This window comes from Ruegeria sp. BJ3 (genome assembly GCF_056535665.1).
Map to the genome: position 1 here is coordinate 893,661 of NZ_JBQFIT010000001.1, position 21,889 is coordinate 915,549.

General features: G+C 59.8%; 28 protein-coding genes. 13 read left to right on the forward strand and 15 right to left on the reverse strand.

Going from position 1 to position 21,889, the window contains the following annotated elements; genetic code table 11:
- The first annotated feature begins 145 nt into the window (after positions 1-145).
- Positions 146-433 carry a 50S ribosomal protein L28 gene (rpmB, locus tag ACR3EL_RS04470; protein WP_039532366.1) on the forward strand — a complete coding sequence of 96 codons (288 nt, stop codon included), beginning with the start codon at positions 146-148 and terminating at the stop codon, positions 431-433.
- 69 nt (positions 434-502) lie between these two features.
- On the opposite strand, the gene ACR3EL_RS04475 is transcribed toward rpmB, so the two are convergent.
- Positions 503-988: a GNAT family N-acetyltransferase gene (locus ACR3EL_RS04475; protein WP_170337578.1), complete on the reverse strand. Its 486-nt coding sequence runs from the start codon at positions 986-988 to the stop codon at positions 503-505.
- A gap of 849 nt (positions 989-1,837) precedes the next feature.
- On the opposite strand from ACR3EL_RS04475, the gene ACR3EL_RS04480 reads away from it, so the two are divergent.
- Complete coding sequence (locus ACR3EL_RS04480) at positions 1,838-2,311, forward strand: copper chaperone PCu(A)C (protein ID WP_170337579.1); 474 nt, start codon at positions 1,838-1,840, stop codon at positions 2,309-2,311.
- Between the two features lie 101 nt (positions 2,312-2,412).
- On the opposite strand, the gene ACR3EL_RS04485 is transcribed toward ACR3EL_RS04480, so the two are convergent.
- Both ACR3EL_RS04485 and ACR3EL_RS04490 read right to left on the reverse strand, forming a co-directional pair.
- Positions 2,413-3,021, reverse strand: coding sequence for an HdeD family acid-resistance protein (locus ACR3EL_RS04485; RefSeq protein ID WP_480720609.1), 609 nt, complete (start codon positions 3,019-3,021; stop codon positions 2,413-2,415).
- 52 nt (positions 3,022-3,073) lie between these two features.
- Complete coding sequence (locus ACR3EL_RS04490) at positions 3,074-3,769, reverse strand: NAD-dependent deacylase (RefSeq protein ID WP_170337581.1); 696 nt, start codon at positions 3,767-3,769, stop codon at positions 3,074-3,076.
- A 27-nt stretch (positions 3,770-3,796) separates the two neighbouring features.
- Here ACR3EL_RS04490 and ACR3EL_RS04495 point away from each other — a divergent pair, with 27 nt between their 5' ends.
- Positions 3,797-4,240, forward strand: coding sequence for a low molecular weight protein-tyrosine-phosphatase (locus ACR3EL_RS04495; protein ID WP_170337582.1), 444 nt, complete (start codon positions 3,797-3,799; stop codon positions 4,238-4,240).
- Here the strand turns inward: ACR3EL_RS04495 and ACR3EL_RS04500 are convergent.
- Both ACR3EL_RS04500 and ACR3EL_RS04505 read right to left on the reverse strand, forming a co-directional pair.
- Positions 4,237-5,199 carry a LysR family transcriptional regulator gene (locus ACR3EL_RS04500; RefSeq protein WP_170337583.1) on the reverse strand — a complete coding sequence of 321 codons (963 nt, stop codon included), beginning with the start codon at positions 5,197-5,199 and terminating at the stop codon, positions 4,237-4,239. The genes ACR3EL_RS04495 and ACR3EL_RS04500 overlap by 4 nt on opposite strands.
- Before the next feature lie 67 nt (positions 5,200-5,266).
- The gene (locus ACR3EL_RS04505) at positions 5,267-5,578 is read right to left on the reverse strand and encodes a hypothetical protein (RefSeq protein ID WP_093962696.1); all 312 of its coding nucleotides are present in this window, start codon (positions 5,576-5,578) and stop codon (positions 5,267-5,269) included.
- A gap of 345 nt (positions 5,579-5,923) precedes the next feature.
- On the opposite strand from ACR3EL_RS04505, the gene lepA reads away from it, so the two are divergent.
- Positions 5,924-7,723 carry a translation elongation factor 4 gene (lepA, locus tag ACR3EL_RS04510; RefSeq protein WP_170337584.1) on the forward strand — a complete coding sequence of 600 codons (1,800 nt, stop codon included), beginning with the start codon at positions 5,924-5,926 and terminating at the stop codon, positions 7,721-7,723.
- A 67-nt stretch (positions 7,724-7,790) separates the two neighbouring features.
- Here lepA and ACR3EL_RS04515 read toward each other — a convergent pair whose 3' ends face one another.
- Positions 7,791-8,504, reverse strand: coding sequence for a class I SAM-dependent methyltransferase (locus ACR3EL_RS04515; RefSeq protein WP_170337585.1), 714 nt, complete (start codon positions 8,502-8,504; stop codon positions 7,791-7,793).
- A 322-nt stretch (positions 8,505-8,826) separates the two neighbouring features.
- Between ACR3EL_RS04515 and ACR3EL_RS04520 the strand changes: the two genes are divergently transcribed.
- Entirely contained in the window at positions 8,827-9,141 is a 315-nt protein-coding gene (locus ACR3EL_RS04520; protein WP_110644555.1) for a hypothetical protein, read from the forward strand.
- A gap of 123 nt (positions 9,142-9,264) precedes the next feature.
- Positions 9,265-9,717, forward strand: coding sequence for a hypothetical protein (locus tag ACR3EL_RS04525; RefSeq protein WP_093962693.1), 453 nt, complete (start codon positions 9,265-9,267; stop codon positions 9,715-9,717).
- A gap of 954 nt (positions 9,718-10,671) precedes the next feature.
- Here the strand turns inward: ACR3EL_RS04525 and ACR3EL_RS04530 are convergent.
- The 4 genes from ACR3EL_RS04530 to ACR3EL_RS04545 form a co-directional block, all read right to left on the reverse strand.
- Complete coding sequence (locus ACR3EL_RS04530; protein WP_480720614.1) at positions 10,672-10,809, reverse strand: entericidin A/B family lipoprotein; 138 nt, start codon at positions 10,807-10,809, stop codon at positions 10,672-10,674.
- 73 nt (positions 10,810-10,882) lie between these two features.
- Positions 10,883-11,677: an iron chelate uptake ABC transporter family permease subunit gene (locus ACR3EL_RS04535; RefSeq protein ID WP_170337587.1), complete on the reverse strand. Its 795-nt coding sequence runs from the start codon at positions 11,675-11,677 to the stop codon at positions 10,883-10,885.
- Positions 11,677-12,420, reverse strand: coding sequence for a metal ABC transporter ATP-binding protein (locus ACR3EL_RS04540; RefSeq protein WP_170337588.1), 744 nt, complete (start codon positions 12,418-12,420; stop codon positions 11,677-11,679). The genes ACR3EL_RS04535 and ACR3EL_RS04540 overlap by 1 nt, the downstream gene beginning before the upstream one ends.
- Positions 12,417-12,896 carry a Fur family transcriptional regulator gene (locus ACR3EL_RS04545; RefSeq protein ID WP_170337589.1) on the reverse strand — a complete coding sequence of 160 codons (480 nt, stop codon included), beginning with the start codon at positions 12,894-12,896 and terminating at the stop codon, positions 12,417-12,419. The genes ACR3EL_RS04540 and ACR3EL_RS04545 overlap by 4 nt, the downstream gene beginning before the upstream one ends.
- A gap of 91 nt (positions 12,897-12,987) precedes the next feature.
- Between ACR3EL_RS04545 and ACR3EL_RS04550 the strand changes: the two genes are divergently transcribed.
- The gene (locus ACR3EL_RS04550; protein ID WP_480720617.1) at positions 12,988-14,058 is read left to right on the forward strand and encodes a zinc ABC transporter substrate-binding protein; all 1,071 of its coding nucleotides are present in this window, start codon (positions 12,988-12,990) and stop codon (positions 14,056-14,058) included.
- Between the two features lie 56 nt (positions 14,059-14,114).
- Here the strand turns inward: ACR3EL_RS04550 and ACR3EL_RS04555 are convergent, their stop codons facing one another.
- Positions 14,115-14,450: an ArsR/SmtB family transcription factor gene (locus ACR3EL_RS04555; RefSeq protein ID WP_093962687.1), complete on the reverse strand. Its 336-nt coding sequence runs from the start codon at positions 14,448-14,450 to the stop codon at positions 14,115-14,117.
- Between the two features lie 353 nt (positions 14,451-14,803).
- Here ACR3EL_RS04555 and ACR3EL_RS04560 point away from each other — a divergent pair, with 353 nt between their 5' ends.
- The 6 genes from ACR3EL_RS04560 to ACR3EL_RS04585 all read left to right on the forward strand — a co-directional run bounded on the left by ACR3EL_RS04560 (position 14,804) and on the right by ACR3EL_RS04585 (position 18,551).
- Positions 14,804-15,436, forward strand: coding sequence for an ATP-dependent Clp protease proteolytic subunit (locus ACR3EL_RS04560; RefSeq protein WP_093962686.1), 633 nt, complete (start codon positions 14,804-14,806; stop codon positions 15,434-15,436).
- A gap of 136 nt (positions 15,437-15,572) precedes the next feature.
- A complete protein-coding gene (gene clpX / locus ACR3EL_RS04565; RefSeq protein ID WP_170337591.1) occupies positions 15,573-16,841 on the forward strand; it encodes an ATP-dependent Clp protease ATP-binding subunit ClpX in 1,269 nt (422 codons plus the stop codon).
- Positions 16,842-16,905: 64 nt separating this feature from the next.
- Entirely contained in the window at positions 16,906-17,268 is a 363-nt protein-coding gene (locus ACR3EL_RS04570; RefSeq protein WP_170337592.1) for a RidA family protein, read from the forward strand.
- A gap of 79 nt (positions 17,269-17,347) precedes the next feature.
- Positions 17,348-17,731 (forward strand): NADH:ubiquinone oxidoreductase subunit NDUFA12, encoded by a 384-nt coding sequence (locus ACR3EL_RS04575; RefSeq protein WP_093962683.1) that lies wholly within the window; start codon positions 17,348-17,350, stop codon positions 17,729-17,731.
- Between the two features lie 11 nt (positions 17,732-17,742).
- Positions 17,743-18,195, forward strand: a complete 453-nt coding sequence (mlaD, locus tag ACR3EL_RS04580; protein ID WP_093962682.1) for an outer membrane lipid asymmetry maintenance protein MlaD — start codon at positions 17,743-17,745, stop codon at positions 18,193-18,195.
- The gene (locus ACR3EL_RS04585) at positions 18,192-18,551 is read left to right on the forward strand and encodes a DUF2155 domain-containing protein (RefSeq protein WP_170337593.1); all 360 of its coding nucleotides are present in this window, start codon (positions 18,192-18,194) and stop codon (positions 18,549-18,551) included. Before mlaD ends, ACR3EL_RS04585 begins: the two co-directional genes overlap by 4 nt.
- On the opposite strand, the gene aat is transcribed toward ACR3EL_RS04585, so the two are convergent.
- The 4 genes from aat to ACR3EL_RS04605 form a co-directional block, all read right to left on the reverse strand.
- A complete protein-coding gene (aat, locus tag ACR3EL_RS04590) occupies positions 18,515-19,147 on the reverse strand; it encodes a leucyl/phenylalanyl-tRNA--protein transferase (RefSeq protein ID WP_480720624.1) in 633 nt (210 codons plus the stop codon). The genes ACR3EL_RS04585 and aat overlap by 37 nt on opposite strands.
- Positions 19,148-19,202: 55 nt before the next feature.
- Complete coding sequence (gene accC / locus ACR3EL_RS04595) at positions 19,203-20,549, reverse strand: acetyl-CoA carboxylase biotin carboxylase subunit (protein WP_170337595.1); 1,347 nt, start codon at positions 20,547-20,549, stop codon at positions 19,203-19,205.
- A 9-nt stretch (positions 20,550-20,558) separates the two neighbouring features.
- Positions 20,559-21,056, reverse strand: a complete 498-nt coding sequence (gene accB / locus ACR3EL_RS04600; protein WP_170337596.1) for an acetyl-CoA carboxylase biotin carboxyl carrier protein — start codon at positions 21,054-21,056, stop codon at positions 20,559-20,561.
- A gap of 149 nt (positions 21,057-21,205) precedes the next feature.
- Positions 21,206-21,742, reverse strand: a complete 537-nt coding sequence (locus ACR3EL_RS04605; protein ID WP_170337597.1) for a LuxR C-terminal-related transcriptional regulator — start codon at positions 21,740-21,742, stop codon at positions 21,206-21,208.
- Positions 21,743-21,889 lie beyond the last annotated feature (147 nt).

Here is a 21,889-nt window from a genome sequence, read left to right on the forward strand (position 1 = left end):
GGAAAGATTTCGCAGCTGCTGTCTTGACCCTTCCGGCGATTCCCACTAAACGCATCCAACCAGTTTTCGGGCGCGACTTCGGGTTGTGCCCCTTGTGATTTGGCTGCGGATTTATGCCCGGCCTCCAGAAACAAAGGAAGAAACCATGTCGCGCCGTTGCGAACTGACCGGAAAAGGCCCGATGACTGGCAACAATGTCAGCCACGCCAAAAACAGAACTCGTCGTCGTTTTCTGCCCAACCTGAACGACGTGACCCTGCAGTCGGAAACCCTGGGTCGTGGCGTCAAGCTGCGCATCTCGGCCGCCGCGCTGCGCTCGGTCGATCACCGTGGTGGTCTGGACGCGTTCCTGGCGAAAGCCAAGGACGAAGAGCTGTCCGCCAACGCGCTGAAAGTGAAAAAGGAAATCGCCAAGGCGCAAGCCTCGGCCTGATTTTCCCAAAGACTGTTTCGTGGCCCCTGTACCCGTTGGTGCAGGGGCTTTTCGTTTATCTGTAGGTCCTCAACCTGTCTCAAGCCTGTATTTCAGGAATTGCTCGCCGGAATAGGTCACCGGACCGACATAATGCGCGCCGATGCGCTGTAGCGCAGAGAGATTGCGGCGGGACGGAGGAAGCAGAAAAGTGACATAGGGAATGCGTTCATCGGCTCGGGCGAATGCGAAGGCCTTGCGGGTGATGCGCGTGCCCAGACCGAATGCGTCCGCCGTCAGGACCAGACCGAAATCCCATTCACTGCCTTCACGCTGGAAGCCGCCCCAGCCGACATAGCAACCGCCGGACGTGATCGCCCAGTGCCCAAGCCCGTCGCGTTCCCAGCAGGCTTCTTTCGCGTCTATGAAGGCCCGCGCCATCGCGATGTCCCAGGGCCCCGTCAGCAAAGGCAGATGCCGAGCGACGCGGGGATCAGACATGTGCCGTGCGATTTCAGCCGGCTCAATCTGTGGCAGCCTGAGGAACTGAATTTCTGTGTGCGCTTTGAGTGGCATGACCGCGATCTACGCTTGAATTTCTGCCCAAACCAGACCGTCCCGATCACTTTGCCGTTGGACTGATGCCGCACGCGATCTCGGTGCGGAAGGCAAAGGGACGCGACTACGTGACATTGTTCACATACAGGGTTTTGAATCTGTTTTATGTATGCGGTTATTCTATGGCGGAGTGTGGTAATGTCTGCGAATACTTCAATTATTATTTCCTTCCTTTCGACTCTTCTGGTCGGCTCATTTTCCAGCTGTGCGCGAATGCAGCGGCGGGTGAACCGGCTGCATACCGGTCTCAACACAGGTCCGGATGATCGCGGAATTCTTTGAAGGTCACTATCAAAGCAAAATCAAGGGTCGGCCAGTCAGGCCGGCCCTTTTCCATTGTTCGCGCCAAACTGTCTCAGCGCTCACGAAGGCACTTGCAGTCCGTTTCCGATCGGGCCTAAACCTCTGCCAAGATGACCCGATCCTATCGCCTCGTGTTGCCGTTGCTGCTGTCGCTGATGCTGGTTCTGACAGGCCAGGGTTTTGCGGCGTCACGGGGATTGAATGCAGTGGTCGGTCAAATGGTGCTTTGCACCGGGAATGGGCCTGTGGTCGTGTACATGGACGAGCACGGCCAGCCCACCAAACCACCTCACTTCTGTCCCGACTATGCGCTCAACTTGCTGGGTGCGGTTCTGGATGCCCCTCCGCCGGCACCGAAAGGGCCTGAGCGGGCAAAGTCTGACATACCATTGCGTTCCGCCAGCCTTGTTGCGGCTCCTATCCCGCAGCGACCGGCGCGCGCGCCGCCGGCCCCTGTCTGAGACCCTTCGCAACACAATCAGACAGTCAAAAAGGAGAGGCGAGATGCCCTTCAAATCAATCCTGCCCGCTATTTTCGTCGCTGCAATCATGTCCACCGCCGCCCATGCGGAAAGTGTGATCTCGGTCGAGGATGCCTACGCCCGATCCTCGGGGGCCAATGCCAAGGCTGGTGCGGCCTTCATGATGATCCGCAATTCAGGCGACACCGATGATCAACTCGTCGCCGTCAATTCCGATATCGCTGCACGGGTCGAGCTGCATACGCACAAGATTGACGACAACGGCGTGGCCAAGATGATGGAAGTCGAGGAAGGTTTTTCGATCGCCGCTGGCGAGGCGCATATGCTGCAGCGGGGCGGGGACCATGTGATGTTCATGGGGCTCAAGCAGCCGTTTGAGCAGGGCGCAACCATACCCGTCACTTTGGTTTTTGAGCAGGCCGGTGAGGTCGTTGTCGAGATTCCCGTGGACCTGGAACGGAAAGACGGCCACGGGCAAATGAAGCACTCGAACTAACAGAACGCCTGTCTTCGGGCCGCGATGCGGCCGTCATCCATGCGTCAGGCCGGGTCAAGCCCCGGCCTGTTCGCGTTTCAACTGCCGATCAGCGTTGTTCTTCACTTGTTGACCACGCGCATCGAAACTCGTTCTCCGGCCCGTTTGAAACGTGCGGCCATGAACAGCATGACGCCGGCAAAGGCCAAGGCGGAGAACGCGATTGCCCAGCCCAGTGCGACGACGCCGCTTCCGGGCCAGAAGATCAGCACCAGCCCGATGATAAGGGCCACGATGCCCGAGTTCCGAACGGTCGCGCGTTCTGGGTCCAGCTGATGCATCTGGCCCAGCGAAATCAACGACCCGATCCCGATGATCAGCGCCCAGGCGCCCATTAGGAAGAACGTCAGACGTGCTGTGCCTTCCGGCCAGATCAAAAGGACCAGCCCAATCAAGACCGCCCCGATACCCGCGCCTCCGATCAGTCCGCGCCGCCCGAAGCCAAGCAGGGTCAGGCCGCCATCGAGGATCAGCAGCACTCCTACCAGCCGCAGCAACAGAGCGATGCTGCCGGTTGGCCAGAACAGCGCGGCAATGCCAACGGCCCCCGCAAGCAATCCTCGCAGTAGGAACGTCCACCACAGATCCGCGAGGGTGTCGCCCAGCGCTTCGCGGCTGTCGATGCCTTCGTCGTCAACGATTTCGCCACGGGGGGCTTCAGGCTCGGTCATCTGTTTCTCCTGGTTCAGGTTCCTTCAGCTTAGACCAGCGTGATGACCCGAGTCACCTGCGGCCCAGCAAGTCATCGACCCAGCGTGGCACGATCTGGGTGGCGGGGCCAAGCAGCGTCTGATCGAAGCTGGATGCACCAACCGAAGGCTCGAGGTTCAATTCGACTGTCTGTGCGCCCGCAGCAATGGCTTCGTGAACGAAGGCCGCAGCCGGGTAGACCTGGCCAGAGGTTCCGATAGCGGCGAATATCCCGGCCTGTGCCAGATGGTCGTAAATCTGATCCATGTGGTAAGGCATTTCGCCGAACCACACGATGTCGGGTCGGGCGGTTGCCGCGCGGCAGGCGGGGCACGGTTCGCCCACGGACATTTCCGCTGGCGCCGTCCAGCGATGCTCGCAGGAGGCGCACAGCGCGCCTGACAGGGTGCCGTGCATGTGGATAACCCTGGTCGCACCTCCGGCTTCGTGCAAATTGTCCACGTTCTGGGTTACGATCACCACTTCTCCCGGCCAGTCGCGCTGAAGCCGGGCCAGTGCTGTGTGGGCTGCATTTGGGTCGGCACCACCCGCCTGCATCCGGCGCGCGTTGTAGAAGCCATGAACTAGGGCAGGGTTTCGGGCAAAACCTTCGGGTGTCGCCACGTCCTCGATCCGGTGCTGGGCCCACAATCCGCCTTCATCGCGAAAGGTGCCCAATCCGCTTTCCGCCGAAATCCCGGCTCCGGTCAAAATCACGATCTTTTCCATTCGCCCTCCACACGCTAAACCCGAGCCATGTCACAGCGTATCCTGTTTGTCTGTCTCGGCAACATCTGCCGTTCCCCTGCTGCCGAAGGCGTTTTTCGTGTCAGGGCGCCCCATCATTCTTGCGACAGTGCCGGAACGTCCGACTGGCATGTCGGGGATCCACCCTATGCGCCGATGCAATACGCGGCTCGCAACCGAGGGCTGGAACTGAGCGATCTGCGCGCGCGCCAGTTTGCGGTGTCTGATTTCGACAGGTTTGACCTGATCATCGGTATGGACAGCGAAAATCTCGCAAAGATAGAGGCTTTACGCCCGGCCGACAATCCTACACCCGTACGCTTGTTGACCGAATTTGCGCCCAACACCGGCGCCGATCATGTGCCCGACCCCTACTATACCCGTGATTTCGACGGGGCGCTGGACCTCATCGAAGCCGCCGTGGATGGGTTGGTGGCATATCTGGACGGCTAGCCGCCGATCACCTTCAACTGACCGGACAACCAGGGCAGGCGGGAAAGCGCTGGTTCGATCATCTGGCTTTGCATCAAACGGCGCGTCATGCCCGCGACTTCGCGCGGAACCTGATCTGACCAGTCAGACCGCGTGAACAGGGAAATAGTGCGCGAGAACTCTCCGAACGGAGCCGGGTAGACATCCATGCCTTCGTGGAAGCGGGCTGCCCGCATGTATCCCAACGGCGTGGTGATTGCCCAGCCAAGGCCACGCGCCACCATAGCCATCAGTGCCAAGTGCGACCCGATCTCGAACCGCTCTTCGAACTGAAGCTGTTGCCGCGCCAGGTGGCTTTCGATTTGCCGGCTGATCAACTGTTCTCGCGCATAGCGCAGAAAGGGCAGGGCCTGCAAAGCAGCCTCTACGCCCCCATTGGCCACACCGCCCTTCGGCGCGACCAGAATGAAAGGATCCTGTACCAAAGGGTACTCCACCACGCCTTCCAGCACCTCGCCGCTATGGGCCGAGACCGCCAAATGCAGGCGTTGCGAAGCCAGCGCCTCGAAAATTTCGAGGCTGGGGAGGGTTATGAGTTTGAACTTGGAACGGGTCAGGCTGTCGGCCAGCAACGTTGCAAGGCGCGGTGTCAGGTCATTGTCGAAATCGTCGATCAGGCCGATCGAAAGAGTGCTCAGGTGACCCAGGTCCATGACCGACAGCTCGCTTTGGGCCATCTGCAACTCGGCCAGTACGGATTCGGCCCGCGCCAGAAAGCTGCGCCCGGCTTGGGTCAGGCGCATGGGTCTGCGCCCGTGATCCACGAGGTCCGTGCCCAGAGCATTCTCGAGATTGCGCAACTGCTGGCTGACCGATGGCTGGCTGAGTCCGGTAATCTCGGCAGCCTGTGCCACCGAACCGGTCCGCGCCAAGGCCTCGAACACTTCGAGACCGCGCAGGGTCAACCCTTTCGTCACCATATGATTTCCCTTTCACTGCGCCATTACTGAGGCGCAGGGCGGGTCAGGTCAAGGATCGCGGTCAGCGTCAGCTGCAGATCGCCTGCGCCATGCGGCCAAAGTTCTGATACCGCTCCCACAGCGCGTCGTCGCGGGCGGATTTCGACATCTTCAGCTCTTGGGCCTGATGAGGGTCGGTGAACCACTTGGCCACGGTTTTCTGGTCTTTGTTGGTCAAAGCCTGATCGGCCACCCGCTGGATGCACTTGCATCTGTCACGGGTCGCAGCCGAACGGTCGGACGCCAAACATGCACGTTTGATCTGCGCCGCTTCGGTCATGGCCGGGGCCAAAGTGGTCAGCGACGTGGCGCATAGCGCGATAATGAGGAACTGTTTCATGCTCATGCCTCGTTTTGCCTGCCCGGAGGAGTCTTGTGTCCCTCTCGGCTTGCGGCGCAGTATCGTCCAAGTTTTCCTGCCGTTCAACAATTTGCTTTCAGAAACTCCGTACCTGAGTCGAAAGTGCCGCGGTTGGCGCGACGGTCGGCTGTGGCATGCCCTTCGCAATCCGTTTTGGGCCGCGCAATGCGGCCGAGTTCTTTCTGCGATAGGCCGCCTAGACGCAACTGAGGCCTTGGAACGAAGCCAACCGCAGCGTCATTGCTTCATAGCGCTGAAGTATGGGGTGTTCGCCGTGCTGTCTCACCTTGACCAGCGCCCGATTTCGAACCATATCCCGACGCTATGACAGACCTCGCTCATATCCGCAATTTCTCCATCGTCGCGCATATCGACCATGGCAAATCCACCCTTGCCGACCGGCTCATCCAGGAGACCGGGACTGTGCAGGATCGCGACATGAAGGAACAGCTGCTCGACAGCATGGATATCGAGCGCGAGCGCGGCATCACCATCAAGGCCAACACGGTCCGCATCGACTATACCGCCGACAATGGCGAAAAGTACGTGCTGAACCTGATCGACACTCCCGGCCACGTGGACTTCGCCTATGAAGTCTCACGGTCCATGCGCGCGGTCGAAGGCTCGCTGCTGGTGGTGGACTCGACGCAAGGGGTCGAGGCGCAGACGCTGGCCAACGTGTATCAGGCCATCGACGCCGACCACGAGATCGTGCCGGTGCTGAACAAGATCGACCTTCCGGCCTCGGACTGCGACCGCGTTGCCGAGCAGATCGAGGACGTGATCGGCATCGACGCCAGCGACGCGATCCGCGTCTCGGCCAAGACGGGCGAGGGGATCCACGAAACGCTCGAGGCGATCGTGCACAAGCTGCCCGCGCCCAAGGGCAATCTGGACGCGCCGCTCAAGGCGATGCTGGTGGATTCATGGTACGATGCCTATCTGGGTGTGATCGTTCTGGTCCGCATCGTTGACGGCGTTCTGAAAAAGGGCATGCGGGTCAAGTTCATGTCGAACGGCACCTTGCACCATGTCGACCGCGTGGGCGTCTTCCGCCCCGAGATGCAGATGGTCGATCAGCTCGGGCCGGGCGAGATCGGATTCCTCACCGCATCCATCAAACAGGTCCGCGACACCCGCGTCGGCGACACGATCACCAATGACCGCAACGGCTGCGAGGAACCGCTGCCGGGCTTCAAACCCGCGCAGCCGGTGGTGTTCTGCGGCCTCTTCCCCGTGGACAGCGCCGAATTCGAAGACCTGCGCGACGCGATCGAGAAACTGGCCCTGAACGACGCCAGCTTCTCCTACGAGATGGAAACTTCGGCCGCGCTCGGCTTCGGCTTCCGCTGCGGCTTCCTCGGCCTGCTGCACCTCGAGGTCATCCGCGACCGCATCGAACGCGAATACGATATCGAGCTCATCACCACCGCGCCCTCGGTGATCTATCACGTCTACATGAAAGACGGAGAGATGATCGAGCTGCACAACCCCGCCGACATGCCCGACATGTCCAAGGTCGACCACCTGGAAGAGCCGCGCATCAAGGCCACCATCCTGGTGCCGGATGAATACCTGGGCGACGTGCTGAAACTCTGCCAGGACCGCCGCGGTATCCAGATGGACCTGACCTATGCGGGCAGCCGCGCGATGGTCGTCTATGACCTGCCGCTGAACGAGGTCGTCTTCGACTTCTACGACCGCCTGAAATCGGTGACCAAGGGCTATGCCAGCTTCGACTACCAGATGACCGGCTACCGCGAGGACAGCCTGGTCAAGATGTCGATCCTGGTGAATGACGAGCCGGTGGACGCACTGTCGGTCATGGTCCACCGCGACCGCGCCGAGACCCGCGGCCGCGCCATGTGCGAAAAGCTGAAAGAGCTGATCCCGCGCCATATGTTCAAGATCCCGATCCAGGCCGCCATCGGCGGCAAGGTCATCGCCCGCGAGACCCTCTCGGCCCTGCGCAAGGACGTGACCGCGAAATGCTATGGCGGGGATGCCACGCGGAAACGGAAACTGCTGGAAAAGCAGAAGGCCGGCAAGAAAAAGATGCGCCAGTTCGGGAAGGTAGATATCCCGCAGGAGGCGTTTATTTCAGCGTTGAAGATGGATGGGTGAGGCTTCTCAGGAATTTCTTTGCCTAAGAGATATCAGTTGCCCGAAGGTCGGCGCGGTTCAGATGATTTCATACCTTGGCGCGAATGATATGGAAATCACATTCTACTAACCCGTTGGATTGATAGTCCAATGGTTTTGAGAAATTGATTCTTCTAAGTTGCCGGTCGGCCACCCGAACATTTCGCATCTGGAAATCGTCGTGAACGACAAACCCATCGGTTGGCATCAGTCCGCCAATCGCAATGGCTTCCCGAAGGTGTGTGTCCTTTGAGCCGTCAAGATGAAGAAAATCAACTGTCGCATCCGGGTTCTCAAGCTGGAACCGGGGTGTTTCGATCAAAGAGTTCCCCTTAATTAGTTCGACCCGATCGCCAAATTTGTACCTGAGCCAGTTGAAAGCCGCCGGTACGTAAATATCCACGCGCGCCCAACGCTGGTTCAGACGTTCGCAAACGTCCACACCTACGCATTTCAGCTCGGGGTTAGCCATAAGCGCCAGCAACATGCTGTGGCCAGCATTCACTCCAATTTCGAACAGGCAAGTCGATCGCCGGGCCAGTTCGAAGAAGTTTCTGCGTTTGGATTCGAATTCTGTATTCAATGGCAGGTTATGAAAGTCCCTTTCCAAGTGTTTATAAAACAAATTCCCGTTAATAACTGCAGGTTCCCCGGCTCGAGCCAGATTATCCACGATATAGTCGTTGAGATCCTGAAGAGTGTCTTTCCAGCTTGATGAGGTGATGAGGTCGTTGTAGTCAGCGGCCCGGTTGCTGGAGTCCATGGTCTGTACCCTCGTGTGTGTGGCTCCGTCGACAAATAACCAATCCAGCCAGCTGGTGAAACTTCAAAAAATTCAAATCACCCTCGGGGGCAAGGCCGGGCCAAAAAAACCTGTGATATAGCTTCGGGCCAGTCGCCTCGTGCCTCCCCGCTGAACGGCCGCCGCAGCAGCGGTTGCGCACTGGAGCTCCGTCTGTTCAGCCCAAAAACGCTCCACAGGACCGTTTCCGACACGGGCCTCCCCTCAACGTGACCCACTTCACAGCCCCGCCGACCCGCACCTGCTAAGGTTAACCCAACGGAAACCAGCGGCGGAGGCCCCCATGTCCATGATCCCCATCATCGCGCTTGGATCGGCGGGTCTCTATTCCGTGGCCATGATATCGATGAAGTTCTGGTGGAAACTCCCCGGCCTCGGGCTGGGGCTGCTGATCGTCGCCACCTTGCTGGCCGCCGCCACGCTGGAACTCGCCGCGCTGCGCGACGAACGGCTGGGCATCATCTATACCGGCATTCTGGGGGCCGAGGTCGTGCTGATCGCCATCGCTTCGTTCTTCCTGTTCGGCGAGTCCTTTTCCTACCGCGAGGGGCTGGGCATCGCCCTTGTCATCGCGGGCACCGCGCTGGCCTGGGCCTGAGCCCGTCGGTGAGCGCCGCATGAACCCTTCATGAAGTTTCCCTTAGGTAAGTTGTAACGGCCGCGCGCCCTCCCAATCTGTTCAGCAGGCCAGCAAGGCCCGCCTATCACAGGGAGAGAGCCCATGACCAGATACATGACCGCCGGCGCCGCCGCCGTGGCCGCCACATTGACAATGGGGTCTGCCGCCCTCGCCGATGCCATGCCCGACCTGCGCGGCACGTGGACGGCCAGCCAGACTACGGTGTCGCCCTCGAACGCCAACACCGCCACCGCGCCGCGGTTCAATACCTCGGAATGGGTGCTCGAGATCCAGGCGCAGCACGAAAACGTGTTCTGGGGGCCCAGCATGTGGCGACGCAACGCCATGGATGACTGGACGATGTATGAGGCCACCGGCTCGATCAGCCAGGATGGCTCGGGCAAGATCGGCATTGTTGAAACCGCTGCTGATCCGACCTCGGGCGTCAACGCGCTGATCGATGCGCGCTACGAGGACGGCAAGATCTATGCGGATTTCCGTAGCCTGCGGACTGGAACCACCTACAGCACGGTTCTGGAACGACAGGTGAACTGAAGCGTTTCCGGCCCAGGCGGTTGTAGGGGGTAGTTGCCGTTGCCCGATTTTGCGGGATACGGAGAGTAGTAGGTTGCCTCGTCCGGGTCGGAACGCTTCTCAATTTGTGGGCTGCACGTTCGTTCACCGTTGCGTGTGGCGACTCATCGATGTCGATTCGAGCGATATGCCCGTATGCGTCAGGTCAGGTCCGCCATGAGGGCCGAGATTTTCCCTTTGCACCCGCAGAAATCGCCCAATTGAACGGAGAGAAATCGGCCTTCGGCTTTTCCCAGCGCAACCCAGCCGGATTTCATCATTTCCCGACTTATCCACATCGTCTTCCAGTCGGATATCAACATCTTATCCCCGGCTAATTTTCATGCTGCAGTGCTATTTTCTTGCCGGATGTGAGGGCGAGTGCCATCGTTCAGACATCGCCAAGGTTCATCACGATCCAAGGCGGGACGCAAAGGTCAGGGGGTCCTGGCACCGCAGGCAGATCTTAGGATTTTCGTCGGGTTGCAAGGGCTTACCGGTAGGTGACCAGTCAGGAGGGGCGCAAGCCCGGCTTGAGCGGTCAGCTTCTCAGAAGGCCAAAGCGGGCGGCAGAGCGCCATCAGGTGCTTTGCGGCAGCGAGGTCCCCTCGGGGGCTGAAGCAACTGGATCGGGGCGTCCCTCGGGCGTGTCGACCCGGCAAGGCGTCAGGGGTGTCCGCAAGGGCACATGCAAAGACCGCGTCTGCGCACCTGGCGCCTTTTCCTTTTGCCGATTTCGGTTTCGTACAGGCTTCCACTCACCGCCCGTCAGAACGGGAACGGGGTTCTTGCGCAATTGCACAAGAACCCCGCAGTCGTGTCAGTAATGCATTACCGCGTCTATGCACCTGTGGCAGGGACAATAATCCGGTCGCCCGGAACTTTCAACCATATGTTGGTAGTGCTGCGCCGCTGTCCGCTAGATGCTGACGGGTGTCAGAGGCTTTCCTGAACGTCCGTCGCCGCGCCCTGGATGGCGTCGCCGGCTTTTTCGATGTCTTTGCCCGCGCCTTTTGCGGTTTCACAGGCCGACAGGGCCAAAAGGCTCAGCCCGATCAGAATAGTGCGGATCATCGATATCTCCTTGGTTGGTCGACTACCAATCGGTAGCACCATTCAGGCAATGCAGACAAACCTTTTTGGGTGATCAGCCTTTGCGGAAGATGGGACCAAGGATGGCCGTCGCGACAAAGATCAACGCGGCCGCGCAAACGATGCTTGGTCCAGCGGGTGTATCCGCCCAATATGCACCGCCCAGCCCGCCCAACGCCGCCGTCGAGCCTATGATCGCAGCGGTGAAAGCCATACTTTCTGGGGTGCGGGCCAAAGGGCGGGCTCCGGCCGCTGGAATGACCAGCAGGGCCGCGATCAGAAGAATTCCGACAACTTTGATGGCGACCGCAACGGCCAGTGCCATCGCCAGAGTCAGCCATAGTTCTTCTCGTTTAGGATCGATCCCGGATGCCTGAGCCAAGTCCGGGTTGAGTGTCGAAACCAGAAGGGCTGACCAGCGCCAGACCATCAGCGCCAAAATCGTGGCGCCACCGATCCAGATCGTGGCCAGATCGGACTTTGTGACGGCAAGGATATCGCCGAACAAAAAGGCATTCAGGTCCAGTCGGACATCGGACAGCAACGCCACGGTTACCAAGCCGGCGGCCAGTGCGGTGTGTGCAATCACACCCAGAAGCGTGTCCATGGCGTAACCGCGACCGCGCAGCAGGCTGACCGACAAGCCCATGGCAAGCGCAGCGGCAATGATTGCGGGCAGCAGCGGCAGAGAAAAGCTGAGCGCCAGCGCTACACCCAATACGGCCGCATGTGCGGTGGCCTCTCCGAGATAGGCCATGCGCCGCCAGACGACAAAACATCCCAGCGGTGCCGCGGCGATCGAAACACCGAGTCCTGCCAGGGCGGCGCGAACCATGAAATCGTCCAGCATCAGTGTGACGTATCCTGCGCGTGATTGTGATCGTGGGTATGACTGTGCTTGTGTTGGTACAAGGCCATCGTGCCCCGTGTTCCACTGCCGAACAACGCCCGATATTCCGGCGCGTCTGCGACCATGTGGGGTGCCCCTTCACAGCAGACATGCCCGTTCAGGCACAGAACCCGATCCGACGCGGCCATGACGACGTGCAAGTCATGGCTGACCATGACTATGGCGCAGCCGAGGTCCGTGCGAACCTGTTCAATGCGTTCATAGAAGGCAGCTGCGCCGGGCTGATCAAGCCCCTGGGTTGCTTCGTCCAGCAGCAGCACCTGAGGCTCTTCCAGCAGCGCGCGGGCCAGAAGGACGCGTTGAAACTGACCGCCGGACAGTCGGGTCATCTGTCTGTCACGCAAGTCCGGTACGCCGGCCAGTTCAAGCGCGGTTTTGGCCTTGCTGGCCGAAACCCGTTTCGGCAGGCCAAGGAACCGTTGCACCGTCATCGGCAGGGCGGCGTCCAGCGCAAGTTTCTGGGGGACGTAGCCGATCCGCAAACCCGGAGCGCGCCGAACAGTGCCCTGAGCCGCGGGAACAGCTCCGATCATGGCGCGCAGCAGAGTCGATTTTCCCGAACCGTTCGGGCCGACAATGGTGACGATTTCACCAGCGGCGATCTGTGCTGATACGTTGTCCAGAATGAGCCGGCCATCCAGGCGCACCGACAGGTTCTGTAGAGAAATGAGGGGGGTCGTCATGGCTGCGTTCCAATGCAATCCGGGCAAAGACCTTCGGCCTCGACCACAATCCTTTCAATGGTGAAGCCTGATGTGTCGGCGGCAGCACCAAGCCGGCCCTGAGTCAGCTCGGTTTCGGTTTCGGCCACGGCCTTGCACGCCCGGCAAATCAGAAACGCAGGTACGTGGTCGTGCGTGGGGTGGGCGCAAGCCGCATAGGCGTTCATCTGCTCGATACGGTGCACGAACCCATGCTGCACCAGGAAGTCCAGTGCACGATAGGCCACCGGAGGTTGCGACCCCATGCCTTCGGCGGACAGAACAGCCAGAATGTCATAGGCTCCCATTGCCTTGTGCTGCTCCAACAAGATCTCCAACACGCGACGGCGCACCGGCGTGAACTGAAGCTTCTGGTTGGCGCATTTTTCCTCGGCCTTGCTCAGCGCGGTTTTCATGCAGTGGTTATGATTGTGGTGCCTGAAGCCTACTGTGCTCATGTGCGCTCCGAAATTTTTGACTTGATATGTTATAACGTGGGCAATATCAAGCCGACCAGCAATGTAATAACATATCATTTTAGGAGGTGACATGTCCCGAAAATTCTTGTTGCTGGCCGGCGTCGTGCTGGCTGGAAAGGCGGCGGCTGATGCGCCCAACGTTGCCGTCGATATCGCACCGGTTCACGCGTTGGTTGCCCAAGTCATGGACGGTGTTGCCGAGCCTTCCCTGATCATCCCGCCCGGAGCCTCACCTCATGATCACGCCATGCGCCCGTCCGAGGCGCGAGCGTTGCAATCTGCCGACGTGGTTTTTTGGGTAGGCCCTGAGCTGACCCCGTGGATGACTGGACCACTTGGCGCCCTGTCCGAGGGAGCGACGCAGGTTGAGTTGCTGGAGGTGGCCGGAACTGTGCGGCACGACTTCCGCGACTTGGCCGATCATCATGAGGGCGAAGAGGAGCATGCAGACCACCACGATCACGACGATCACGACGATCATTCGGACCATGATGACCATGCGAAACACGATGATCACGAGGATCATGCAGGTCACGACGACCATGCGGACCACGATGAACATGAGAAACATGAAGAGCACGCCGATCACGATGCACATGACCATGACCACGGGCATGACCACGACGGTGTAGACCCGCATGCCTGGCTGGACCCGGAAAACGCGCGCGTCTGGGTGCAGGCAATTGCCAAAAGTCTGTCGGAGAAGGACCGGGATAACGCTGCGCGGTACCAAGCCAACGCGGACAAGGCGGTTGAAGGCCTGAGTGCTTTGGAAGCCGAGATCCGGGCGGATCTGGCACAGTCAGAGCCGCGGTTTGTCACCTTTCACGACGCTTACCAGTATTTCGAACACCGATTCGATCTGGCATCGTCGGGCACCGTGAGCCTGGGCGACGCGGCCTCACCCGGACCGGCCCGTCTGGCCGAGCTGAAAGCCCGGATTGCAGAGGAAGGCATTGATTGCGCTTTTTCCGAGCCGCAATTTGACACTCGCCTGATCTCTGCCGCGACGGAGGGGGTGGATGCACAAATCATCGTGCTTGACCCGATCGGGGTTGCGCTCGAGCCGGGTCCAACCCTGTATCCGGACCTGTTGCGCGAAATGGCCGCAAGTTTTCAGGCCTGCAGCGGCAACTCGTGAACAAAGAAGGGCGCAACGATCTGTTGCGCCCTTCGCCATTCAATGGGTTTTCTGTCTTATTCCTCATCGCAGAACAACTCGTACACCGTTTCCAGCATTTTGCGAGGTCTGTCGTCTGCAAGGCGATAGTAGATTGCCTTGCCTTCGCGCCGTGGCGTGACCAGCCCCTCAAGGCGCAGCCGCGAAAGTTGCTGTGAAACGGCGGCCTGTCGGGCGGACAGCAGTGACTCGAGTTCGGTCACCGATTTTTCGCCGGATACCAGATGACAGAGGATCATCAACCGGCCCTCGTGGCTGATCGCTTTCAGAAAATTCGAAGCGCGGGTTGCGTTAGCGGCCATCCGGTCCATGTCGTCGCGCGAGATGTCTTCGGAAAGTTGGGGAAGTGCCATCTTCTTGTCCTTGTTGGCCCCTTGGTGAGTGTGGGGCAGGTGTTCCCTTTGTTAGTTTCGCCTGAGCGAATTGGGTCTCTATATAGAATGATCAGATATTTCCATATGCATGGATCAAAATGGCGTGATGAAAGCGCTGTGAATGGCGGCGAGGCCAAAAAACAGCCGGGTATTTGCGTTCTGCGCGGTTGTTCGCTCTGTTTTGCGGGATCCCGACGATGCGGACTGATCCGTATTTCTCAATCGGCGTCGCGTGTCCGCTGCCCCTTGCAGGCCCCCGAAGGCAACACTAAGACTCATGTAACTTCTCATCGGGTATGGTCCCGGTTCACACCAAAGCAGGCAGGTTCCGAATGTTCGATCCAGTTGACACCTACATGAATACGCTCGTCCCGATGGTCGTTGAGCAGACCAGCCGTGGCGAAAGGGCCTATGACATCTTCTCTCGCCTGCTGAAGGAGCGGATCATCTTCATCAATGGCCCGATCCATGACGGGATGAGCCACCTGATCGTAGCGCAGCTTCTGCATCTGGAAGCCGAGAATCCCAACAAGGAAATCTCGATCTACATCAACTCGCCCGGCGGTGTCGTGACCAGCGGTCTGTCGATCTACGACACAATGCAGTACATCAAGCCAAAATGTTCGACATTGGTGATCGGCCAGGCGGCCTCGATGGGGTCGGTCCTGCTGGCGGGCGGAGAGAAGGGGATGCGCTTCTCGCTGCCGAACAGCCGCATCATGGTGCACCAGCCCAGCGGCGGTTACCAGGGTCAAGCCAGCGACATCATGATTCACGCGGCCGAAACGCAGAAGCTGAAGGATCGTTTGTACGATATCTATGCCAAACATACCGGACAGTCGAAAAAGGCCATTGAAAAGGCTTTGGACCGTGACAATTTCATGAGCCCGGAAGAAGCAAAAGAGTGGGGCCATATCGACGAGATTGTCGAAAGCCGCTCCAAATCCGAACCGACCGAAGCGTGATGCGGAAACCCCGCACCCACGGGTGCGGGGTGCGATTTTGACATTGTAGCTGCCCCGGTGCTGGCCTAAGCTGCACGGACAGGCGGCAAGCGCGGTCCGGATCCGGGCCGCAGGGATGGAGCCCGAAAGGTAGAACATGGCGACGAATTCAGGCGGCGACAGCAAGAACACGCTCTACTGCAGCTTCTGTGGAAAAAGCCAGCATGAGGTGCGCAAGCTTATTGCTGGACCGACCGTGTTCATCTGTGATGAATGCGTCGAACTGTGCATGGACATCATCCGCGAGGAAACCAAAGCCAGCGGGCTGAAGTCCTCCGACGGTGTGCCCACCCCCAAAGATATCTGCGAGGTGTTGGACGACTATGTCATCGGCCAGGCTCGGGCCAAGCGTGTCCTGTCGGTTGCCGTGCACAACCACTACAAACGTCTGAACCACGCGCAGAAGGCCGGTGGTGACATCGAGTTGGCCAAGTCGAACATTCTGTTGATTGGTCCCACCGGGTGCGGCAAAACCTTGCTGGCGCAGACGCTCGCGCGGATTCTGGACGTGCCGTTCACGATGGCAGACGCGACCACACTGACCGAAGCCGGGTATGTGGGCGAGGATGTCGAGAACATCATCCTCAAGTTGCTGCAGGCCAGCGAATACAATGTCGAACGCGCGCAGCGCGGCATCGTCTATATCGACGAGGTCGACAAGATCACTCGCAAGTCGGAGAACCCCTCGATCACCCGCGACGTGTCGGGCGAGGGTGTGCAGCAGGCCCTGCTGAAGCTGATGGAAGGCACCGTGGCCAGCGTTCCGCCGCAGGGCGGGCGCAAGCACCCGCAGCAGGAATTCCTGCAGGTGGACACCACCAACATCCTGTTCATCTGCGGCGGCGCTTTTGCCGGCCTCGACAAGATCATCGCGCAGCGCGGCAAGGGCTCGGCCATGGGCTTTGGCGCCGATGTTCGCGACAATGACGAGCGCGGTGTGGGCGAGATCTTCCAGGATCTCGAGCCTGAGGACCTGCTGAAATTCGGGTTGATCCCGGAATTCGTTGGACGTCTGCCGGTTCTGGCGACGCTTGAGGACCTGGATGAGGACGCGCTTGTCACCATCCTGACCAAGCCCAAGAACGCGCTGGTTAAGCAATACCAGCGTTTGTTCGAGTTGGAGAACGTCGAACTGGACTTTACCGACGACGCGCTTGCGGCGATTGCCAAAAAGGCGATCGAACGCAAGACCGGTGCCCGCGGCCTGCGTTCCATCCTGGAAGACATTCTTTTGGACACGATGTTCGAACTGCCTGGCATGAAGAACGTGACCAAGGTGGTCGTGAACGAGGAGGCCGTGACGTCGGACGCGCAGCCGCTGATCATCTATGCGGATGCCGCGCCGGAATCGGCATCTGCCGGCTGAACTGTTTGAAATTTAATGCAGATACGGCGCGGCAAAGTCCGCGCCGTTTTCATATGAGGGTGTCATGACGATCCAGCGTATTTCTTCGGGGGGTGAGTTCGAAGCCAAGGTCGGCTACTGCCGGGCCGTTGTTGCGGGTGGCTGGGTCCATGTTGCCGGAACGGTCGGGCAGGGCGAGGGCGTCGTCGACCAATGCCGCTCGGCGCTGACGATCATAGGCAACGCCTTGGCAGAGGCGGGCGCCTCTTTTGCCGACGTGGTGCGCGTGACTTACATGCTGCCCGATCGCCGCGAATTCGAAGCGTGCTGGCCGGTCCTAGCTGAGACGTTCGGTGCCAACCCGCCTGTTGCGACGATGATCGAATGCGGATTGATTGATCCAAAATACCTGATCGAAATCGAGGTCACCGCATTCTTGCCCAAGTAATGGGTGCGGTATTTGTGGCTCTGGACCTCTGCTCGGCTTTGGTCCATATCTGCAGGGACAGAAATGCCGGAGGCAGCCGATGGGAATCCTGAACACTCTTTTGCGGGCCGTGACCTGGTGGAACGGGGCCACTCTGAACACGCAGATCTACACTGCGCGCAAAGGTATCAAGGTGGGCGAGGACGATCAGGGCAACGTGTTTTATCGCAACGCCGATGACAGCAAACGGTGGGTGATTTTCAATGGAGAGGCCGAGGCCAGCCGGATCGACCCGGAATGGCACGGCTGGTTGCACCGCACATGGGATGAGCCTCCGACCGACAAGCCATTGCCACACAAGGCGTGGGAAAAGCCGCATCAGGAAAATCTGACGGGCACCGCGATGGCCTATGTGCCGGCGGGGTCCCTGCGCCGTCCCGATCCGATCGAGCGCAAGGACTACGAAGCCTGGAGCCCGGAATAAGCGAGATCCACATGTCGACCCACAACATGACCGAAGTTCTTGTCGGCGGTGTCGTGCTGGCCAGTGCATTGGCGTTTGGCGTGTATGCCAGCCAGTCCACGGGCTGGTCGCGCGAAAACGGGGGCTACCACCTTGAGGCGTCCTTTCGGTCGCTTGAAGGTGTGGCGGTGGGCACGGATGTGCGCCTCGCGGGTGTAAAAATCGGTACCGTGACCGATGTCGAGTTGAACCCTGAAACCTACCGTGCCGATACGACGATTTCGGTTGCCGAAAACATCCAGATTCCGGATGACAGCGCGATTGTGATCTCGTCCGAAGGCCTTCTGGGGGGTAACTTCGTCGAGGTCATGCCCGGCGGTTCTCCGTTCTATTTTGAGCCGGGCGATCAGATTGAAGACACGCAAGGAGCCGTCAGCCTGATCTCGTTGCTGGTCAAGTTTGTGGCCGGGGATGGCAGCGAATGATGCGTGCCGCCCTGATGGCGCTGCTGTTGGCCGCGACGACGGCCGGCGCGCAGCAGAAGGTTTCCTCGGGACCGGGGGCCATGCTGCGCGGGCTGGACAAGGTCAGCGGTCAGACGGTGGACGTGCAGGTGCCGACAGGTGATACGGTCGAAATTTTTGGCTTGGATGTCGCTCTGGGTGATTGCCGGTATCCGTCTGAAAACCCGACCGGTGACGCGTTTGCCTATCTTACGATCTGGGAAAAGGGAAAGGCCGACCAGCTGTTCGACGGCTGGATGATCGCCACGTCCCCGGCGCTCAACGCCCTGGATCACTCGCGCTACGATGTCTGGGTGATCCGCTGTATCACCCCCTGAGGGGTCTGGCACAACTCGGCGGTGAAATCTGCGCTGGCAGCAGTGGCCTGATCCAGAAGTTGGCGGTATTGCTGTCTGGGGATTTCGATCGCCCCCAACGAAGCCAAATGTGCCGTCAGAAATTGTGTGTCGAACAGTTGAAAACCTGTCTGGCGCAATCGGTCGACCAGATAGGCGAGCGCAATTTTTGACGCATCGGTACGGCGCGAAAACATGCTTTCCCCGAAAAATGCCGCACCCAAGGCAACTCCATAGACGCCACCGACAAGCTCCTCGCCCTCCCAAACCTCAAGTGAATGGGCGCGGCCCGAGTGGTGCAGTTGGGCATAGAGTCTGCGCAGTTCGTCATTGATCCAGGTGTCCGCCCGGTCCGCGCATCCGTCTACGACGGCTGCAAAATCCTGGTTTATGGTCACGGAGAACCCGCAGTTCCGGATGCGTCGCGCAAGGCTGCGGGAGATGTGAAACCCGTCCAACGGGAATACACCCCGCAGCTTTGGATCGACCCAGAAAAGATCCGGGTCGTTCCTGTGTTCGGCCATCGGGAAGATGCCGATGGAATAGCCGTGCAACAGCAGGTCAGGCGTCAGGCCCATGGCTCACACCGCGGCGACAAGCCTGAGAGCGCGTGCTCTCGCGGCTTGGTCGATACTAGGCCATGTTCTCCGCAAGCCAGTGCTCCAGCCAGTGGATGTTGTAATCGCCGCTGTGGATGTCGGGTTCCTGCAGAAGTGCGTGAAACAGGGGAACCGTCGTGTCTACACCGTCCACGATCAACTCACCCAAGGCCCGGTTCAACCGTGCCAGCGCTTCGGGGCGGTCGCGGCCGTGCACGATCAGCTTGCCGATCAACGAATCGTAGTAGGGCGGGATCGAATACCCGTTGTACAGCGCCGAATCCATCCGGACACCCAGGCCGCCCGGCGCGTGATACGCCGTGATCTTGCCCGGGCAGGGCGCGAAGTTCGGCAGCTTTTCGGCGTTGATACGCACTTCGATCGCGTGGCCGTTGATCTCCAGATCGTCCTGGCCGAACGACATCGGTTCTCCGGCCGCAACAAGGATCTGCTCGCGAACAAGGTCGACGCCGAAAATGCCTTCGGTCACAGGGTGTTCGACCTGCAGGCGGGTGTTCATCTCAATGAAATAGAACTCGCCATTTTCATACAGGAACTCGATCGTACCCGCGCCGATATAGTTGATCTTGGCGACCGCATCCGCGCAGACCTTGCCGATTTGGGCGCGCTCCTCAGGAGTGATGCAGGGGCCCGGAGCCTCTTCGAATACTTTCTGGTGACGGCGCTGCAGCGAACAGTCGCGCTCGCCCAGATGGACCGCATTGCCCTTGCCGTCGCCGAAGACCTGAATCTCGATATGGCGGGGCGTGGTCAGGTATTTCTCGATATAGACCTCGTCATTGCCGAACGCGGCCTTGCCCTCGGCCCGCGCGGTCATGAAGGCGCTTTCCATTTCGGCCGCAGTCTGCGCGACTTTCATGCCGCGTCCACCGCCACCGGCGGTGGCCTTGATGATGACCGGATAGCCGATCTCTTCACCGATGCGTTTGGCGGCCTCAAGATCCGGAACGCCGCCGTCCGAGCCCGGTACGCAGGGAACGCCCAGCTCTTTCATGGTGTCCTTGGCGGTGATCTTGTCGCCCATGATGCGGATGTGTTCGGCGGTGGGGCCGATGAACGTGATGCCGTGGTCCTCGACGATCTGAACGAACTCGGCATTTTCGGACAGAAAGCCATAGCCAGGGTGGATCGCTTGGGCGCCGGTGATTTCACAGGCCGAGATGATCGCGGGCATCGAGAGATAGCTCTGGGGGCCGGGTGCCGGTCCGATACACACGGACTCGTCAGCCATGCGCACGTGCATGGCGTCACTGTCGGCGGTCGAGTGCACGGCAACCGTCGCAATCCCCATCTCGCGCGCGGCGCGGATCACACGCAGGGCGATCTCGCCTCGGTTGGCAATCAGGATCTTGTCGAACATGGGCCCGCCTTACTCGATGATGACCAGAGGAGTGCCGAATTCGACAGCGTCGCCATCCCCGACCAGGATCCGCTTGACGGTGCCGGATTTGGGGGCGTGGATGTGGTTCATGGTCTTCATCGCTTCGACGATCAGCAGCGTGTCGCCTTCGGAAACAGATGCGCCAACGGCAATGAACGGGGACGCGCCGGGTTCCGGCTGCATATAGACGGTACCAACCATGGGCGAGGTCACCGCGCCAGGGTGGCTCGCCGGGTCCTCGACGGCAGCGGGTGCTTCGGCGGGGGCAGCAGCGGGGGCTGCGACAGGTGCCGGCGCGGCAGCGGGTGCCGGGACGGCAACTTGCACAGGCGCGGCTGTCGGGCTTACTCGGCTGACCCGGACGTTCAGGCTGTCTTCTTCGCCATATTCCCGTTTCACCTGCAACTCAGTCAGGTCGTTTTCGCGCAAGAGTTCGGCCAGTGCCTTGATGAACGTCACATCCGCTTCGTGTCTGTTGTCTGTCATGAGTGTCCTCGAAGGTTCCCCTTTGGCCCGTCTATCTGCGCGGGCTCTGGTCAATTACGCTGCGTTATAAGGCAACCGCGCGGCCATGAAAAGCGCCGACTGGGGCCGTTCGGCCCCGGTTTCTGCGTTATCGGCAGGGTCCACGACGGTCAGAACGGCGTGCCGGACAGTTTGGCGACCAGTTCCGGCAGCTTGCGCGCGCCGAATTTCTCGAGCAGCCGGGCGCGGTAGGCTTCGATGGTCCGGTAGCTGAGCCCCAGTTCGACGCCTATTTCCTTGGCCGACAGGCCGCGACAGGACAGGATCGCGACTTCACGTTCGCGTTTGGTCAATTCGACCAGTGGGCGTTCCTCGGAAATGTCGGAGAAGCTCCAGATTCCATGGCGGAATGGGTCATCGGGTGTCAGCGACCGGCCGCGCGCGCGACACCAGAACAAGTCGCCGTTGCGGCGGCGCATGACCCGCTCGTCCGTGTAGTAGCCGGTGTCCCGCATGACCTGAAGACTTCGTGCGCCAATTCTCTCCCAATCGGCAACGGATGGGTACAGGTGCAGCAAAGGCAGGTTGCGGTAGTCGGATTCGTTGCCCCCGAATGTCCGGGCAAACTGCAAATTGCACCGCCGGATGATGCGGTTTTCAAGCTCGACAAGCCCGATAGGTGCGTATTCGAAGGCCGGATCACTCATTTGCCTATCGTGCCGCCAATTCGGCCGGAATTGAAGAGGGCATTGCAGCACAGGATTGCTTTGGCGTCCGAAAGCGATCAGAGCCCGGTGAAAGCCACGACATTGTCAATGTTGTAAAACTGCTTTGAAAAGGGCGGCGTAAATCAT

Bases quoted from the DNA above. Each gene is read 5' to 3' on its own strand.
- rpmB (WP_039532366.1), top strand. From the start codon at position 146: ATGTCGCGCCGTTGCGAACTGACCGGAAAAGGCCCGATGACTGGCAAC.
- ACR3EL_RS04475 (WP_170337578.1), bottom strand. From the start codon at position 988: ATGCCACTCAAAGCGCACACAGAAATTCAGTTCCTCAGGCTGCCACAG.
- ACR3EL_RS04480 (WP_170337579.1), top strand. From the start codon at position 1,838: ATGCCCTTCAAATCAATCCTGCCCGCTATTTTCGTCGCTGCAATCATG.
- ACR3EL_RS04485 (WP_480720609.1), bottom strand. From the start codon at position 3,021: ATGACCGAGCCTGAAGCCCCCCGTGGCGAAATCGTTGACGACGAAGGC.
- ACR3EL_RS04490 (WP_170337581.1), bottom strand. From the start codon at position 3,769: ATGGAAAAGATCGTGATTTTGACCGGAGCCGGGATTTCGGCGGAAAGC.
- ACR3EL_RS04495 (WP_170337582.1), top strand. From the start codon at position 3,797: ATGTCACAGCGTATCCTGTTTGTCTGTCTCGGCAACATCTGCCGTTCC.
- ACR3EL_RS04500 (WP_170337583.1), bottom strand. From the start codon at position 5,199: ATGGTGACGAAAGGGTTGACCCTGCGCGGTCTCGAAGTGTTCGAGGCC.
- ACR3EL_RS04505 (WP_093962696.1), bottom strand. From the start codon at position 5,578: ATGAAACAGTTCCTCATTATCGCGCTATGCGCCACGTCGCTGACCACT.
- lepA (WP_170337584.1), top strand. From the start codon at position 5,924: ATGACAGACCTCGCTCATATCCGCAATTTCTCCATCGTCGCGCATATC.
- ACR3EL_RS04515 (WP_170337585.1), bottom strand. From the start codon at position 8,504: ATGGACTCCAGCAACCGGGCCGCTGACTACAACGACCTCATCACCTCA.
- ACR3EL_RS04520 (WP_110644555.1), top strand. From the start codon at position 8,827: ATGTCCATGATCCCCATCATCGCGCTTGGATCGGCGGGTCTCTATTCC.
- ACR3EL_RS04525 (WP_093962693.1), top strand. From the start codon at position 9,265: ATGACCAGATACATGACCGCCGGCGCCGCCGCCGTGGCCGCCACATTG.
- ACR3EL_RS04530 (WP_480720614.1), bottom strand. From the start codon at position 10,809: ATGATCCGCACTATTCTGATCGGGCTGAGCCTTTTGGCCCTGTCGGCC.
- ACR3EL_RS04535 (WP_170337587.1), bottom strand. From the start codon at position 11,677: ATGCTGGACGATTTCATGGTTCGCGCCGCCCTGGCAGGACTCGGTGTT.
- ACR3EL_RS04540 (WP_170337588.1), bottom strand. From the start codon at position 12,420: ATGACGACCCCCCTCATTTCTCTACAGAACCTGTCGGTGCGCCTGGAT.
- ACR3EL_RS04545 (WP_170337589.1), bottom strand. From the start codon at position 12,896: ATGAGCACAGTAGGCTTCAGGCACCACAATCATAACCACTGCATGAAA.
- ACR3EL_RS04550 (WP_480720617.1), top strand. From the start codon at position 12,988: ATGTCCCGAAAATTCTTGTTGCTGGCCGGCGTCGTGCTGGCTGGAAAG.
- ACR3EL_RS04555 (WP_093962687.1), bottom strand. From the start codon at position 14,450: ATGGCACTTCCCCAACTTTCCGAAGACATCTCGCGCGACGACATGGAC.
- ACR3EL_RS04560 (WP_093962686.1), top strand. From the start codon at position 14,804: ATGTTCGATCCAGTTGACACCTACATGAATACGCTCGTCCCGATGGTC.
- clpX (WP_170337591.1), top strand. From the start codon at position 15,573: ATGGCGACGAATTCAGGCGGCGACAGCAAGAACACGCTCTACTGCAGC.
- ACR3EL_RS04570 (WP_170337592.1), top strand. From the start codon at position 16,906: ATGACGATCCAGCGTATTTCTTCGGGGGGTGAGTTCGAAGCCAAGGTC.
- ACR3EL_RS04575 (WP_093962683.1), top strand. From the start codon at position 17,348: ATGGGAATCCTGAACACTCTTTTGCGGGCCGTGACCTGGTGGAACGGG.
- mlaD (WP_093962682.1), top strand. From the start codon at position 17,743: ATGTCGACCCACAACATGACCGAAGTTCTTGTCGGCGGTGTCGTGCTG.
- ACR3EL_RS04585 (WP_170337593.1), top strand. From the start codon at position 18,192: ATGATGCGTGCCGCCCTGATGGCGCTGCTGTTGGCCGCGACGACGGCC.
- aat (WP_480720624.1), bottom strand. From the start codon at position 19,147: ATGGGCCTGACGCCTGACCTGCTGTTGCACGGCTATTCCATCGGCATC.
- accC (WP_170337595.1), bottom strand. From the start codon at position 20,549: ATGTTCGACAAGATCCTGATTGCCAACCGAGGCGAGATCGCCCTGCGT.
- accB (WP_170337596.1), bottom strand. From the start codon at position 21,056: ATGACAGACAACAGACACGAAGCGGATGTGACGTTCATCAAGGCACTG.
- ACR3EL_RS04605 (WP_170337597.1), bottom strand. From the start codon at position 21,742: ATGAGTGATCCGGCCTTCGAATACGCACCTATCGGGCTTGTCGAGCTT.